This window comes from Catenulispora yoronensis, from assembly GCF_039531695.1.
GTDB classification, from domain to species: Bacteria; Actinomycetota; Actinomycetes; order Streptomycetales; family Catenulisporaceae; genus Catenulispora; species Catenulispora yoronensis.
Genome location: NZ_BAAAQN010000029.1, coordinates 14,489 through 30,295, shown reverse-complemented (window position 1 = coordinate 30,295; position 15,807 = coordinate 14,489). Strand labels below are relative to the sequence as shown.

At 71.5% G+C, this 15,807-nt stretch carries 9 protein-coding genes and 1 tRNA gene; 7 read left to right on the top strand and 3 right to left on the bottom strand.

Annotated elements, in window-relative coordinates; genetic code table 11:
- The first annotated feature begins 137 nt into the window (after nucleotides 1–137).
- On the top strand, nucleotides 138–1,877 hold the full coding sequence (locus ABD481_RS23190; protein WP_344667837.1) for a phosphodiester glycosidase family protein: 1,740 nt from the start codon (nucleotides 138–140) through the stop codon (nucleotides 1,875–1,877).
- On the opposite strand, the gene ABD481_RS23185 is transcribed toward ABD481_RS23190, so the two are convergent.
- Nucleotides 1,855–3,345 carry an MATE family efflux transporter gene (locus ABD481_RS23185; protein ID WP_344667836.1) on the bottom strand — a complete coding sequence of 497 codons (1,491 nt, stop codon included), beginning with the start codon at nucleotides 3,343–3,345 and terminating at the stop codon, nucleotides 1,855–1,857. The genes ABD481_RS23190 and ABD481_RS23185 overlap by 23 nt on opposite strands.
- A gap of 162 nt (nucleotides 3,346–3,507) precedes the next feature.
- Between ABD481_RS23185 and ABD481_RS23180 the strand changes: the two genes are divergently transcribed.
- From ABD481_RS23180 to ABD481_RS23170, 3 genes are all read left to right on the top strand, one after another.
- Nucleotides 3,508–4,044, top strand: coding sequence for a PadR family transcriptional regulator (locus ABD481_RS23180; protein WP_344667835.1), 537 nt, complete (start codon nucleotides 3,508–3,510; stop codon nucleotides 4,042–4,044).
- Between the two features lie 369 nt (nucleotides 4,045–4,413).
- The gene (gene gltB / locus ABD481_RS23175) at nucleotides 4,414–9,024 is read left to right on the top strand and encodes a glutamate synthase large subunit (protein WP_344667834.1); all 4,611 of its coding nucleotides are present in this window, start codon (nucleotides 4,414–4,416) and stop codon (nucleotides 9,022–9,024) included.
- Nucleotides 9,017–10,477 (top strand): glutamate synthase subunit beta, encoded by a 1,461-nt coding sequence (locus ABD481_RS23170; protein WP_344667833.1) that lies wholly within the window; start codon nucleotides 9,017–9,019, stop codon nucleotides 10,475–10,477. The genes gltB and ABD481_RS23170 overlap by 8 nt, the downstream gene beginning before the upstream one ends.
- Before the next feature lie 98 nt (nucleotides 10,478–10,575).
- Here the strand turns inward: ABD481_RS23170 and ABD481_RS23165 are convergent, their stop codons facing one another.
- Complete coding sequence (locus tag ABD481_RS23165) at nucleotides 10,576–11,127, bottom strand: DUF4190 domain-containing protein (protein WP_344667832.1); 552 nt, start codon at nucleotides 11,125–11,127, stop codon at nucleotides 10,576–10,578.
- A 138-nt stretch (nucleotides 11,128–11,265) separates the two neighbouring features.
- Here ABD481_RS23165 and pyk point away from each other — a divergent pair, with 138 nt between their 5' ends.
- Complete coding sequence (gene pyk / locus ABD481_RS23160) at nucleotides 11,266–12,750, top strand: pyruvate kinase (RefSeq protein WP_344667831.1); 1,485 nt, start codon at nucleotides 11,266–11,268, stop codon at nucleotides 12,748–12,750.
- Nucleotides 12,751–13,030: 280 nt separating this feature from the next.
- Here the strand turns inward: pyk and ABD481_RS23155 are convergent.
- Nucleotides 13,031–13,104, bottom strand: a tRNA-Leu gene (locus ABD481_RS23155).
- A gap of 168 nt (nucleotides 13,105–13,272) precedes the next feature.
- Here ABD481_RS23155 and ABD481_RS23150 point away from each other — a divergent pair.
- Together ABD481_RS23150 and ABD481_RS23145 are read left to right on the top strand one after the other, a co-directional pair.
- The gene (locus ABD481_RS23150) at nucleotides 13,273–13,905 is read left to right on the top strand and encodes an ANTAR domain-containing response regulator (RefSeq protein WP_344667830.1); all 633 of its coding nucleotides are present in this window, start codon (nucleotides 13,273–13,275) and stop codon (nucleotides 13,903–13,905) included.
- 591 nt (nucleotides 13,906–14,496) lie between these two features.
- On the top strand, nucleotides 14,497–15,747 hold the full coding sequence (locus ABD481_RS23145; RefSeq protein WP_344667829.1) for a branched-chain amino acid ABC transporter substrate-binding protein: 1,251 nt from the start codon (nucleotides 14,497–14,499) through the stop codon (nucleotides 15,745–15,747).
- Nucleotides 15,748–15,807: the final 60 nt, after the last annotated feature.

Sequence of the window (15,807 nt, the reverse complement as noted above, 5' to 3'; positions counted from 1 at the left end):
GGGACAACTGATGAGATCAGATTCACAGGCAACCAGTCATGACCGGCGTGCGTCGCTAGAGACGTAGAACGTACGGGCGTTTTCGGTGCCGTTGACGGGGCTCGGTGCGCGTCGACCAGGCGAGAGAGGTGCGGCAGTTGTCCGCGAAAAGCGAGGAGCTGGAAGGCTTGCGCGAGGGCGAGCCGGTGGACGGCGTGGCCGCCGGGACCGGGGCGGACGACGCGGTCGATCCGCTGGCCGAGACGCGGGTGGTGGCCACGGTCGACGAGCCCCGTGAGGGGGACGCGCTGGGCGCGACCCATGTGGACGCCCGGGCCGTGGACGCGGTGCCGGTCGACGCAGTGCCGGTCGACGCGGTGCCGGTCGACGCGGTGCCGCGGGACCGGGTTCGGGACGCTGTTCAGGACCTTGTTCAGGACCCTGTTCAGGAGGTCGCCCAGGACGTCGCCGAGGAGACCGCCCGCGCCGTGGCGGAGGCCGCCGACGACGGCGCCACCACCGCCTCCGTCGCCACCACGGCCACCACGGCCACCGCTGCCGCCACCGCCACCGCCGACGCCGCCGGCAACCCGCGCACCGACGCCGCCGAGCCGCGGTTCCCGGCCCGCCGCGAACACCACACCTTCCTCTACGGCCGGGGCAAGCGCGTCCTGCCGTGGAAGCACAAGGCGCGGCTGACCCCGCCGCAGCGCCGCCGCCGCAAGATCGTGGTGCGCTCGCTGTGGGGCGGCGTGCTCGTGGTCTGCGGCACCATCGGCTGGTCCGTCGCCGGCGCGCTGACCTCGCCGGGCACCGACACGGTGCAGGCCCGGCTCGCCGAGTGGGGCCGCGACCACGGCCTGGGCGGCGTGGTCTCGACGCTGGAGCAGTGGCAGTACGACCTGGACCCGCCGACCAAGGGCGGCGCGGTCGACGCCCGCCAGTTCAGCGACCTGGGCCCGACCACGGCCCCGGGCGCGGCGGCCGCGGTCCCGACCAAGCCGGGCAAGGCCGGCGCGACGCCCGGCAAGTCCGGCTCCGCCTCGGCCCCCGCGCCCGACACGATCGCCATGCAGCCGCGCCTGCCCGCCCCGGCGGGCCTGGCGCTGGAGTCCGGTGAAGGCGTGTTCGCCGTGGCCGTGGCCACCGCCGACGGCCAGCCGGTGGTGCAGGTGGCGCGGATCCGGCCGGACGCGGAGTACACCGACGTGGCCGCGGACGTCGCCTGGATCGACCAGAAGCACAGCCGGTACGTGCTGCACCCGGGCCACGAGGGCGATCTGAACAAGACCATCACCGCCGTCCCGAACCAGATCAACACCGACGCCCGGCCCGGCCTGATCGCGCTGTTCAACGGCGGCTTCAAGATCAGCGAGTCGCACGGCGGCTACTTCGACCACGGCGTGACCGCCGCGCCGCTGGTCGATGGCGCGGCCAGCGAGGTGATCTTCAAGGACGGCCACATGGCGATCGGCATGTGGGGCCGCGACTTCTCGACGCAGAAGAACCCGGACATCGTCTCGGTCCGCCAGAACCTGCGCCTGATGGTCGACAACGGCCAGGTCGTGCCCTACATCAACGACTCCGCCACCTGGGGCCGCGCCGACCACGGCTCGGCGGCGGTCTGGCGCTCCGGCGTCGGCGTCACCGCGGCCGGCGACATCGTCTGGGTCGGCGGCAACAAGCTCACCGCGCCCTCGCTGGCCCGTCTGCTCAAGGACGCCGGCGCGGTCCGCGCGATGCAGCTGGACATCAACCTGCGCTGGGCCGACTTCCAGTACTTCCCGGCCCGCGACGGCAACCCGGACAACTCCAAGCTCTACGAGGACTTCCTGCAGGGCCCGAACAAGTTCTTCGTCAACTCCACGAAGGACTTCATGGCCGTGTACCTGCGCTGAGCCGCCGGAGCAGGACGAGCAGCGCGGCGCACTGGAGCGCCGCGCCGCCGACCATGGCGGCCCAGACGCCGGCCAGGCCGAACGGGCCCGACAGCACGTGCGCCAGCCCGACCAGGGCCGCGGTGCCGGCGACGGTGACCAGCAGCAGGCGGTTGCCGCCGCGCGCACCGCGCCCGGCGGCGAGCACCCCGGACAAGCTGATCACCGCGGAGATCGGGACCAGGTACAGCGCCAGCCAGCGCAGGAAACCGACCCCGGCCGCGACGACCTCGGGCTGACCGGTGAACGCGGCCATGATCCACGGCGCCGCCCCGGCATAGCCGAGGGCTGAGACGGCACCGATGCCGACCCCCACGCCGACGGTCGCCCGACCGATGGCGGCGGCCTGCCCGGGCTCCGAGCGCGCGGTGTGCATGGTGGCGGCCTGCCGGACCGCGTAGAAGGCCATGGAGGCGAAGTACATCGCCTTGGTGCCGATGCCGTACGCGGCGACGGCGGTGACCCCGAAGGTGGCGACGACGGCCGCCACGGCGGTGGCCCCGGCCATGCGCGTGATGAAGTCGGCGCCGAGCGGCGTGCCGGCGCGGGCGACGTCGAGAGCTTGGGGGAGGACGGCGCCGGCGCGGGAGCGGTGGGTGGGTTGAGCGTCCGGGGCGGGGTCCTGGCCCGGGGTGGGGTCTTGGCCCGGGGTGGGGTCTTGGCGGGCCTGCGGGGGAGTGGCTGAGCCGCCGGCCCCGGGGTGTGTCCGGACAGCCGCCCCGGCGAGTTCGAGCTCGGACGTGCGTTCAGTCGCGAGCGCGACATCGCCGCTGGTCAGACTCCGTCGCCGCACCAGCGCCCACGCCACCGCGAGCACCACGACCCGGCTGCTCACCGTCGCGATCGCCGCGCCGCGGACGCCGAGTCCGAGCCCGTAGATCAGCGTCGGGTCGAGGGCCAGGATCAGGGCGTTGGTGCCGATCGCCAGGCGCATCGGGGTCTTGGTGTCGCCGAGGCCCTTGAAGACGGAGTCGACCATCAGCTGGGCGAAGGACACCGCCAGGCCCGGTACCGAGATGGCCAGGAAGCTCAGCGCCGCGTGGCGTGCTTCGCCCTCCCCGGCGTCGAAGAACGCCCCCACGATCGGGCCGCGCAGCGCCAGCCCGACGCCGACGATCGCCAGGGTGATCGCCGTCGCCAGCGCCGCCCCGCCGCGGATCGCCGCCCGGCGTCCGGCCTCGGTGGGGCGGGACGCGATCAGCACCGTGGTGCCCGCGGAGGCCACCAGGATCAGTCCGAGGACCAGGTTCTCCAGGTTCGTCGCCAGCGCGACCGCCGCGGTGGCGGCCGGACCCAGATGCGCGACCCACGCGACGTCGATGATTCCGGCGATCACCCCGGCGAGCAGTTCCACGTAGACCGGCCAGGCCAGCGCCGCGATCGCGCTCCGGTGCCGGCGGGCAGCCTCGACGCCCGTCCCGGTTCCCATGCCCCTCCCCGTTTCCATCCCATCCCCATCCCCTCGATTCGCTGTACCCCGATGCGCTGTACCTCGATGCGCTGTACCTCGAATCGAGGTAGCTCGATAAGAGGTAGCATGGGCCGGGGCGCCCGGGCAACTCGCGCCCGCCCCACCGACGGAAGGGACCCCGTGCTGCCCCTGGCGATCCTCGGCTTCCTCGCCGACGAACCCCTCCACGGCTACCAGCTCAAAGACCGGATCACCGGCCTGACCGGGCACGTCAAACCGGTCAGCGACGGCGCGCTGTACCCGGCCATCGCGCGGCTGGAGGCCAAGGGCTTCGTCGAGCGCCGTCCCGAGCCCGGCTCCGGCGCCGCCCCCCGGCAGGTGCTCACCCTCACCGCGGCCGGCCGCGAGGAGCTCGACCGCCGGCTGCGCGAGCCCACCCAGACCGAGATCACCGACCGCAACCGCTACTTCACCCTGCTGGCCTTCCTCCACCGACTGGAGGACCCCGAGGCCCAGGCCGCGGTCCTGCGCCGCCGGCTGGACTTCCTCACCGCGCCCAACGTCGCCTTCTTCTTCGACCAGGACGGGAAGCCGGTCCGGGTGGAGAATGCCCCGACCCTGTTCCAGCGCGGTATGACGCAAATCGCACGCGCGACCAGCAAGGCCGAGCGGGAATGGCTCGACGCGGCGATCGCCGAGCTGGAAGCCGCCGGCTGAGGAACACACTCCGCCGGATGTCGGTCCCGGGATGCCGCGCAGGTCATCGCGGGGGATCCTGGTGGCATCGCGAAATCTCCCCGACGCAATCCGTCCGCGCCCCACCGACTCCCCACCGACCCCCGATCGGCCTATGGCATCAAATCGGGTTCAACCACCCGCGCAGCCCCGAATTCCCCACCCCTCACGACGGAACCCCCGCGCGCATCTCACGATCTGGAACGCATTCCGGGATGGCCCGTCCCGGAGTGTGAGATAGTCCACTCCCCACCCGCCCCACCATGTTGTAACCTCTGTTTACACCTGATCGAGATCGCGCAAGGGCCAACGACGTCCCGCCGTGCCATAGACACGACGGAAGGACAGCCCATGGCATTGCCCGCCATACCGCTCGGTCGCCCCGCCGCCGCAGCCCCCGCCACACCTCTGTTTTCGGCGTTGCCGCAGGCCCAGGGGCTCTACGATCCGCGCGCGGAGAAGGATTCCTGCGGTGTCGCGTTCGTCGCGACGTTGACCGGCGTGCCCTCCCATGCGATCGTCGCCCAGGCCCTGCAGGCCCTGGTGAACATGGAGCACCGCGGCGCCTCCGGCGCCGAGCCCTCGACCGGCGACGGCGCGGGCATCCTGGTGCAGGTCCCGGACGCGTTCCTGCGCGCCGCGGTGGCCGAGAGCGGATCGGGTTTCGACCTGCCTCCGGCCGGGCACTACGCCGTGGGTCTGGCGTTCCTGCCCGTCAACGACGACGAGGCGCGAGCCGCCGAGGCCCGCGTCGAGGCCATCGCCGTCGAGGAGGACCTGGCGATCCTCGGCTGGCGCGACCTGCCGACCAACCCCGAGGGGCTCGGCAACGGCGCGCTCTCCGTCATGCCCCGGTTCCGGCAGTTGTTCGTCACCGGCGTGCACGGCGAGTCCGGCATCGAGCTGGACCGGCTGGCCTTCGCGCTGCGCAAGCGCGCCGAGCGGGACGCCACGGTCTACTTCCCCTCGCTGTCCTCCCGCACCCTGGTCTACAAGGGCATGCTCACCACCGCCCAGCTGGAGACCTTCTTCGTCGACCTGCAGGACGAGCGGCTGACCAGCGCCATCGGCCTGGTGCACTCCCGGTTCAGCACCAACACCTTCCCGGCCTGGCCGCTGGCCCACCCCTACCGGTTCGTGGCGCACAACGGCGAGATCAACACCGTCGTCGGCAACCGCAACTGGATGCGGGCCCGGGAGTCCCAGCTGGACTCCGACCTGATCAAGGGCGACCTGGACCGGCTGTTCCCGATCTGCACCCCCGGCGCCTCGGACTCGGCGTCCTTCGACGAGGTGCTGGAGCTGCTGCACCTGTCCGGCCGCAGCCTGCCGCACGCCGTGCTGATGATGATCCCCGAGGCGTGGGAGAACCACGGCGAGATGGACGCCGCCCGGCGGGCCTTCTACCAGTTCCACTCCACCTTCATGGAGCCCTGGGACGGCCCGGCCGACATGGTGTTCTCCGACGGCACCCTGATCGGCGCGGTGCTGGACCGCAACGGCCTGCGCCCCTCCCGCTACTGGGTCACCGACGACGGCCTGGTGGTCCTGGCCTCGGAGTTCGGCGTCCTGGACATCGACCCGGCCGCCGTGGTCCGCAAGGGCCGGCTGCAGCCGGGCCGGATGTTCCTGGTGGACACCGCCGCCGGCCGGATCGTCGAGGACGAGGAGATCAAGGCCGGGCTGGCCGCCGCCGAGCCCTACGCCGAGTGGCTGCACGCCGGCCTGATCAAGCTCGACAAGCTGCCCGAGCGCGAGCACATCGTGCACACCCGGGCCTCGGTCACCCGCCGCCAGCAGACCTTCGGCTACACCGAGGAGGAGCTGCGGGTGCTGCTGGCCCCGATGGCCCGGGCCGCCGCCGAGCCGATCGGCTCGATGGGCTCGGACTCCCCGGTCGCGGTGCTCTCCGACCAGCCGCGGCTGGTCTTCGACTACTTCACCCAGCTGTTCGCGCAGGTCACCAACCCGCCGCTGGACGCCATCCGGGAGGAGCTGGTCACCAGCCTGTCCAGCACCATCGGCCCGGAGGGCAACCTGCTGCAGCCCACCGCGGCCAGCTGCCGGCAGGTCGAGGTGCCCTTCCCGGTCATCGACAACGACGAGCTCGCCAAGCTCATCCACATCAACGCCGACGGCGACCTGCCGGGCCTGCGCGCGGTCACCGTCTCGGGCCTGTACCGGGTCGCCTCCGGCGGCGCCGCGCTGCGCGCCCGGCTGGAGGAGATCCGCGAGGAGGTCTCCAAGGCCATCGCCGGCGGCGCCCGGATCATCGTGCTCTCCGACCGGCACTCCGACGCCGAGCACGCCCCGATCCCCTCGCTGCTGCTCACCGCCGCGGTGCACCACCACCTGATCCGGGAGAAGACCCGGACCCACGTCGGCCTGGTGGTCGAGGCCGGCGACGTGCGCGAGGTGCACCACGTCGCGCTGCTGATCGGCTTCGGCGCCGCGGTCGTCAACCCCTACCTGGCCATGGAGTCGGTGGAGGAGATGGCGGCCAGCGGCCGGCTCGGCCTGGTCGAGCCCGAGCAGGCGATCCGGAACCTGATCAAGGCCCTGGGCAAGGGCGTGCTGAAGGTGATGTCCAAGATGGGCATCTCCACCGTCGCCTCCTACCGCGGCGCCCAGATCTTCGAGGCCATCGGCCTGGCCCAGGACGTCGTCGACGAGTACTTCACCGGCACCACCAGCAAGCTCGGCGGCGTCGGCCTGGAGACCCTGGCCGAGGAGACCGCCCGCCGGCACGCCCGCGCCTACCCCAAGCAGGCCGGCACCTCCCGGCTGGCGCACCGCCGGCTGGAGATCGGCGGGGAGTACCAGTGGCGCCGCGAGGGCGAGCCGCACCTGTTCGACCCGGACACGGTGTTCCGCCTGCAGCACTCCACCCGCGAGAAGCGCTACGACATCTTCAAGCAGTACACCTCGCGGATCGACGAGCAGTCCGAGCGGCTGATGACGCTGCGCGGCCTGTTCCGGGTCAAGCACGGTGAGCGCCCCCCGGTCCCGATCGAGGAGGTGGAGCCGGTCTCGGAGATCGTCAAGCGGTTCTCCACCGGCGCCATGTCCTACGGCTCGATCTCCGCCGAGGCGCACCAGACCCTGGCCATCGCCATGAACCGGCTGGGCGCCAAGTCCAACACCGGCGAGGGCGGCGAGGACGTCGAGCGGCTGCGCGACCCCGAGCGCCGCAGCGCGATCAAGCAGGTCGCCTCCGGCCGGTTCGGCGTCACCGCCGAGTACCTGGCCCAGGCCCAGGACATCCAGATCAAGATGGCCCAGGGCGCCAAGCCCGGCGAGGGCGGCCAGCTGCCCGGCCACAAGGTCTACCCCTGGGTGGCCAAGACCCGGCACTCCACCCCCGGCGTGGGCCTGATCTCCCCGCCGCCGCACCACGACATCTACTCCATCGAGGACCTGGCCCAGCTGATCCACGACCTCAAGAACGCCAACCGGGACGCGCGCGTGCACGTCAAGCTGGTGGCCGAGGTCGGGGTGGGCACGGTCGCGGCCGGCGTCTCCAAGGCGCACGCCGACGTGGTGCTGATCTCCGGCCACGACGGCGGTACCGGCGCCAGCCCGCTGACCTCGCTCAAGCACGCCGGCGCGCCCTGGGAGCTCGGCCTGGCCGAGACCCAGCAGACGCTGCTGCTCAACGGCCTGCGCGACCGGATCGTGGTGCAGACCGACGGCCAGCTCAAGACCGGCCGGGACGTGCTGATCGCGGCGCTGCTCGGCGCCGAGGAGTACGGCTTCGCCACCGCTCCGCTGGTGGTCTCCGGCTGCGTCATGATGCGGGTCTGCCACCTGGACACCTGTCCGGTCGGCGTCGCCACCCAGAACCCCGAGCTGCGCGCCCGGTTCACCGGCAAGCCGGAGTTCGTCGTCACCTTCTTCGAGTACCTGGCCGAGGAGGTGCGCGAGCACCTGGCGGCCCTGGGCTTCCGCTCGATCCAGGAGGCCATCGGCCACGCCGAACTGCTCGACACCGCCGCGGCGGTGGCCCACTGGAAGGCCTCCGGCCTGGACCTGAGCCCGCTGCTGCACGTGCCGGCGCTGCCCGAGGGCACCGCGCTGCACCGCACCCGGGAGCAGGACCACGGCCTGGACAAGGCCCTGGACCACCGCCTGATCGAGGTCGCGCAGCCGGCCATCGCCACCGGCGAGCCGGTGCGGGCCCAGTTCGAGATCCGCAACGTCAACCGCACCGTGGGCACGATGCTCTCGCACGAGGTGGTCAAGGCCCACCGCGGCGAGGGCCTGCCGGAGGGCACCATCGACCTCACCTTCGTGGGCTCGGCGGGCAACTCCTTCGGGGCCTTCCTGGCCCCGGGCATCACCCTGCGGCTGGAGGGCGACGCCAACGACTACGTCGGCAAGGGCCTGTCCGGCGGCCGGATCGTGGTCCGCCCGCACCGGGACGCCGCGAGCATCAACGACGCCGCCGCGACCAACGTCATCGCCGGCAACGTCATCGCCTATGGCGCCACCAGCGGCCGCGTGCACCTGCGCGGCACCGTCGGCGAGCGGTTCTGCGTCCGCAACTCCGGCGCCACCGCGGTCGTGGAGGGCGTGGGCGACCACGCGCTGGAGTACATGACCGGCGGCACCGTCGTCATCCTCGGCGACCACGGCCGCAACCTGGCGGCCGGCATGAGCGGCGGCACCGCGTACGTGCTGGACCTGAAGGTGGCCCGGGTCAACCCGGAGATGGTCAACGTCGAGGCGCTGGACGCCGAGGATCGCGCGTTGTTGCACGCCCTGGTGCAGGAGCACCTGGAGGAGACCGGCTCCACCGTCGCCGAGACGCTGCTGGCCGACTGGGCCGCGCACGTCGGCCGGTTCGCCAAGATCATGCCGGTCGATTACAAGCGGGTGCTCACCGCCCGCGCCGCGGCCCAGGCCGCGGGCCTGTCCGAAGCGCAGACCCTCGACAAGATCATGGAGGCCACCCGTGGCTGACCCCCGTGGTTTCCTGACGACCCCGCAGCAGCACCCCGAGCGCCGTCCGGTCGCCGAGCGCGTCCAGGACTGGAAGGAGGTGTACCCCCCGGGCGCCCTGCTGCCGATCATCAGCAAGCAGGCCGGCCGGTGCATGGACTGCGGGATCCCCTTCTGCCACAACGGCTGCCCGCTGGGGAACATCATCCCGGAGTGGAACGACCTGGTGTGGAAGGGCGACTGGGAGGCGGCCGCCGACCGGCTGCACGCCACCAACAACTTCCCGGAGTTCACCGGGCGGCTGTGCCCGGCGCCCTGCGAGACCGCCTGCGTGCTGGGCATCAACCAGCCCGCGGTGACCATCAAGAACGTCGAGGTCTCGATCATCGACCGGGCCTGGGAGGACGGCACCGTCACCCCGCTGCCGCCGGAGCGCCTGTCCGGCCGCACGGTCGCGGTGATCGGCTCCGGCCCGGCCGGGCTGGCCGCCGCGCAGCAGCTCACCCGGGCCGGGCACACGGTGGCGGTGTACGAGCGCGCCGACCGGATCGGCGGCCTGCTGCGCTACGGCATCCCCGAGTTCAAGATGGAGAAGCGCCACCTGAACCGCCGGGTGGAGCAGATGCGGGCCGAGGGCACGAAGTTCCGCCCCGGCATGCACATCGGCGTGGACCTGACCGGCGACGCGCTGCTGGCCCGGTACGACGCGATCGTGCTGGCGGTCGGCGCGACCAAGGCCCGCGACCTGGAGGTGCCCGGCCGCGACCTGGCCGGCGTGCACCAGGCGATGGACTACCTGCCGTACGCGAACAAGACCTGCGAGGGCGACTACCTGACCGCGCCGATCGACGCGTTCGGCAAGCACGTGGTGGTGATCGGCGGCGGCGACACCGGCGCGGACTGCCTGGGCACCGCGACCCGGCAGGGCGCGGCCTCGGTGACGCAGCTGGAGATCATGCCGCGGCCCACCGAGGACCGGCCGGCCGGCCAGCCCTGGCCCACCTACCCGATGATCTTCCGGGTGGCCTCGGCGCACGAGGAGAACGGCGAGCGCCTCTACGCGGTCTCCACCACCGAGTTCGTCGGCGACGAGAACGGCCGGGTCCAGGCCCTGCGGCTGACCGAGGTGCGGTTCGAGGGCGGACGCCCGGTCCCGGTCCCGGGCACCGAGCGCGAGATCCCGGCCGACCTGGTGCTGCTGGCCATGGGCTTCGTCGGCCCCGAGCGCGGCAACGGCCTGATCGACCAGCTCGGGCTGGCGCTCGACGAGCGCGGGAACATCGCCCGCGACGGCGAGTACGCCACCAACGTGCCGGGCGTGTTCGTGGCCGGCGACGCCGGACGCGGGCAGTCGCTGATCGTCTGGGCGATCGCCGAGGGCCGCTCGGCGGCCAGCTCGGTGGACGCCTACCTCAGCGGATCCTCCACGTTGCCCAAGCCGATCCCGCCGACCGCGCGGCCGGTGACGGTGTGAACGGGGGGGCGGGGGGCCCCGCCGGGGGCGCCCCCGCCCCGACGGTGACACCGTCCGGGGCGGCCGCGCCGCTTGTCGGTGTTCCGTTCTCCTGGGTTTCAGCTCCGGTTCGCGAGCAGGACCAGACCCAGGATCCACAGCACCAGCGTCACGATGCCCAGGACGAACCCGGCCTGGGCCACGCCCCGGTTGTTCGCCTCGCCCCGGGCGACGCGGGTCAGCCCGATCCGGCCGAAGACGATGGCCAGGATGCTGCACGGGCCGATCAGGAAGCCGATGACGCCCAGCACCAGCGCGGCCACCCCCATGCCGTTGCGGGGCTGGACCGGGGGCGCTCCGTAGGCGCCGTAATCGTATCCGGGGCCGTTGGGGCCGGTGGGATGAGAATCCGGCGGCAGCGGAGGCGGAGGCGGATACTGGGCGTACTGGCCCGGCGCCGGGTACTGCTCGGCCGGCGGGCCTGGCTGGTCCGGCTGGTCCGGCCGACCGTACTGCCCGTACTGCCCGTACTGCGCAGGTGAGGACTGGGTGGGCTGCGGGGCAGCCTCCGGCTCCGCCGGCCGGTCCGGCGTCGTCGGACGCGGCGTCGGCCCCGGATCGTCCGGGTTGTCCGGGGTTTCCGCAGGCTCCGGGGGAGGAGTTGTGGTCATGGACGCCAATTGTCTCGGTTACCACCGGTTCCCGGCTCGCAGACACACGGTGAACAGCGGCGGAAAGTTGTCTTTTCCGCCGGGAGAACTTGTCAGACCCGAAAAAGCTACTAACGAGTAGGACATAAGGTAGTGGGCATGCGCCGCGCGAAAATCGTTTGTACCCTGGGCCCGTCCGCCGGAACCCTTGAGCAGATCACTGCTTTGGTCGGAGCCGGCATGAACGTGGCCCGCCTGAATCTCTCCCACGGTTCGTACGAGGACCACGAGGAGCGCTATCACAACGTCCGCCAGGTGGCCGCGAGCAGCGGCCAGGCCATCGGCGTGCTGGTCGACCTCCAGGGTCCGAAGATCCGCCTGGGGACCTTCGCCAACGGCAAGGAGTTCCTGGCCAACGGCGCCGAGTTCACCATCACGGTCAACGACGTGCCCGGCGACGCCACCATGTGCAGCACCACCTACAAGGGGCTGCCCGGCGACTGCAAGCCCGGCGACCGGATCCTGGTCGACGACGGCAAGCTGTGCCTGGAAGTGGTGAAGGTCGACGCCACCGACGTGGTGACCCGGGTCATCGAGGGCGGCCCGATCTCCAACAGCAAGGGCCTGAACCTGCCCGGCGTGGCGGTCTCGGTCCCGGCGCTGTCCGAGAAGGACGAGATGGACCTGCGCTGGGCCCTGGGCGCGCCGGCCCCCGGCTACGGCAACCCCGGCGTGCTGGCCGACATGATCGCGCTGTCCTTCGTGCGCGACGCCGTCGACATCGAGCGGGTCCACGAGATCATGGACGAGGTCGGGCGCCGGGTGCCGGTGATCGCCAAGGTCGAGAAGCCGCAGGCGGTGGCCAACCTGGACGCCATCGTCGACGCCTTCGACGCGATCATGGTGGCCCGCGGCGACCTCGGCGTGGAGCTCCCGCTGGAGCAGGTGCCGATGGTGCAGAAGCGCTGCGTCACCCTGGCCCGCCGCAACGCCAAGCCGGTGATCGTCGCCACCCAGATGCTGGACTCGATGATCACCAACTCCCGGCCCACCCGGGCCGAGGCCTCCGACGTGGCCAACGCGGTGCTGGACGGCACCGACGCGCTGATGCTCTCCGGCGAGACCTCGGTCGGCGCCTACGCGGTGCAGACCGTGGAGACCATGGCCCGGATCATCGTCGCGGCCGAGGAGGAGACCCTGGCCGCCGGCCTGAAGCCGGCCCTGAGCAAGCCCCGCACCAAGGGCGGCGCGGTCGCCCGCGCGGCCGCCGAGCTGGGTGAGAACCTCTACGCCAAGTACCTGGTGGCCTTCACCGAGAGCGGCGACACCGCCCGCCGGCTGTCCCGCTACCGGCCGCCGACCCCGGTGCTGGCCTTCACCCCGCACACCGAGACCCGCAACCAGCTCGCCCTGAGCTGGGGGGTCCGCACCTTCTGCAGCCCCGAGGTCGAGCACACCGACGAGATGGTGCGCCAGGTCGACACCGAGCTGCTGAACCTGGAGCTGTGCAAGCCGGGCGACACCGTCGTCATCATCGCCGGCTCCCCGCCCGGGATCCCCGGCTCCACCAACGCGGTGCGCGTGCACCGGGTCGGCGACGCCATCGGCGGCGCGGCCGCGGCCTACCGGGCCCCGGAGCAGTAGGAACCACCAGCTTGAGGAACCACCAGTAGTAGGTACCAGCAGGCAGTTGCGCGCGGCGGCGCCGTCCCGGGCTCGGGGCGGCGCCGGTCTCCTTCGCCGGCCGCGGACGCTCCGTTACCGGACGCTCCGTTACTGGAAGCTCGGTGACTGGAAGCTCTGTTACTGGAAAGCCCGCTGCTGGAAAGCCCGTCCCTGGGAAACCGGCCCCCGGAAAGCGGAGAACCCGCTCACCGGAGGGCGAGCGGGTCGATGGAAATCCGGCGAGAACCTCGAATGAGAGTGCTCCGGGTGGGACTCGAACCCACACTGAATGGTGTTTGAGACCATCTTCTCTGCCGATTGGAATACCGGAGCGTGGTACAGCGAACGGCGAGCGGCGGCCGTCCCGGGTTCGCCGTGAGTTGACCGCTATCACCTGCGTCACAGCATACCGGACCGCCGACCCGGCCCCGCAACCGCCTTCCTCGCAGGTAGGCTCGTACCCGAAGCAACCGACCGGCACCGCCGCCCAGTGAGGACCCCATGACCACCGAGTCCAGCCCAGCCCGTCGAGTGATCATCGCCGAGGACGAGGCGCTGATCCGCCTGGATCTGAAGGAGATGCTCCAGGAGGAGGGCTACGAGGTCGTGGCCGAGGCCTCCGACGGCCAGGCGGCGGTCCGGCTGGCCGAGGAGTACCGCCCCGACCTGTGCATCTTCGATGTGAAGATGCCGGTGCTGGACGGGATCACCGCCGCCGAGCAGGTGATCGAGGCCCGGATCGCGCCGGTGCTGATCCTCACCGCCTTCTCCCAGCGCGAGCTGGTCGAGCGGGCCGCCGAGGCCGGCGTGATGAACTACCTGGTCAAGCCGTTCACCAAGGACAAGCTGGTGCCGGCCATCGAGATCGCGGTGTCCCGGCACACCCAGCTGACCGCGCTGGAGGGCGAGGTCGCGGACCTGGCCTCGCGGCTGGAGACCCGCAAGCTGGTGGACCGGGCCAAGGGCATCCTGCAGACCGCGCACGGGATGACCGAGCCGGAGGCGTTCCGCTGGATCCAGAAGACCTCGATGGACCGCCGGATGACGATGAAGGAAGTCGCCGAGGTCGTGATCAGCGGGACCAGCGCGGTCGGCACCCCGGCCGACGGCCCGGCCGCGGCCAAGGCCGAATAGTCCGGCAGCCCCCTGAAACAGTCGGCCGATGCCGGCGCGGGCGAGGCGCGGAGTCGGCAACGCCGAAGTAACGCCCGCCGCGCCGCCGCCGCGGACCTGCCGCGTCCGGCCGGTCCGGCGGGTGAATCAAGATCCGCTTATCACGATCCGCGCCCGGCGTGCATAACGATGCGGCGCCCAAAACGATCTCATTCCGTGGCCGGAGTCTGTGACCGTCGTCACTGCTTCGGCCACCGACGTATCCACCCGCCGCACGCTGCGGCCGGGCCTGTCGCGACCCTGCTTTGGTAATACGCGGCCACCCAAGACGCTGATTACCGGGCCGCCGATGACCCGGACGGCCCGCTCGCTGAAGATCAACGGACCTCAAATTCGAGTGTTGTCGGATTCCGGGCCACTCGCGGGCCTTTGGCTATGGTCGCGGGCCTTCCTGGCTTGGTAACGAGAGCATCACGCGATCTCCGACCCCCTCCCCACGCCCGGCGTTCGGCACTAGCCTTCGCATCACCCAAGTGGTGACCGCGTGAATTCGGACGAGCACCCGAGCCCATCGGCTCCGCGCCCGTCTGTTCGATCAGGGAGGATCTGGAAGTGCGGACCATTACCCGAGTGCGGGCCGGCGCTCTTGTCGCTGTCGGCGTACTCGCGCTTTCGGCTTGTGCCGGCAGCTCATCGAAGCCCGGGAGCGGCGGCAGCTCCTCGTCGACCGGCGCCGGCAGCAGCACCAGCGCGGCGAGCTCGTCCTCGTCGTCGTCGGGCTCCAGCAGCAAGCCCACCCTGGAGATCGGCGTCCAGGGCCCGCTGTCCGGGGACAACCAGGCCCTGGGCCTGAACATCGAGTGGGGCGTCAAGCTGGCCGTGAAGCAGGCCAACGACAAGGGCGACCTGCCGTTCACGCTGGCCATCAAGGAGGCCGACGACCAGGGCGACCAGTCCAAGGGCGCCGACGCCGCCAGCCTGCTGATCCAGGACCCGAAGGTGGTCGGCCTGGTCGGCCCGGCCTTCTCCGGCCCGACCGCGGCCTCCGGCAAGCTGTTCTCGGACGCGAACCTGGTGGCCGTCAGCCCCTCGGCGACCCGCCCGTCGCTGACCACCTCCGGCTACAAGACCTTCTACCGCGTCGTGGCCAACGACAGCGTCCAGGGTCCGGCCGCCGCCGACTACATGGCCAAGGTGCTCAAGGCCACCAAGGTCTTCGTGGTCGACGACAAGTCGCAGTACGGCACCGGCCTGTCCGGCGCGATCGTGGCGCAGCTGAAGAAGGACAACATCGAGGTCGTCACCGACAGCGCCCCGGCCAAGACCCAGGACTACTCGCAGATGGCCTCCAAGGTCGCCTCCTCCGGCGCCCAGGCCATGTACTACGCGGGCTACTACAGCGACGCCGGCGTGTTCGCCAAGGCGCTGAAGCAGGCCGGCTACTCGGGCAAGATGCTCTCCGGCGACGGATCCAAGGACCCGAACTTCATCACCACCGCCGGTGCCGACGCCGCCGAGGCCTGGCAGTTCACCTGCCCGTGCCTGGACGCCGGCAAGGACCCGAAGTACGCGGACTTCGCCGCCGGCTACAAGGCCCTGGCGAACGCCGAGCCGGGCACCTACTCCATCGAGGGCTACGACGCGGCGAACACCATCATCAGCGTCCTGAAGGGCCTGGGCACCGCCAGCCCGACCCGCCAGCAGGTGGCCGACGGCGTGGCCAAGGTCGACTACCAGGGCCTGTCCAAGGAGATCAAGTTCACGCCCACCGGTGACATCGCGGGCAACTCGATCTACGTCTACGAGATCAAGAGCGGTGCGATCTCCCTGATCGGCGACATCTCCAAGCTGATCGGCGGCTGAGGCCCGACACCGTGAACCCGGTCCGCGCGGCCGGCGCCCGCCGCGCCGCGCGGACCGATC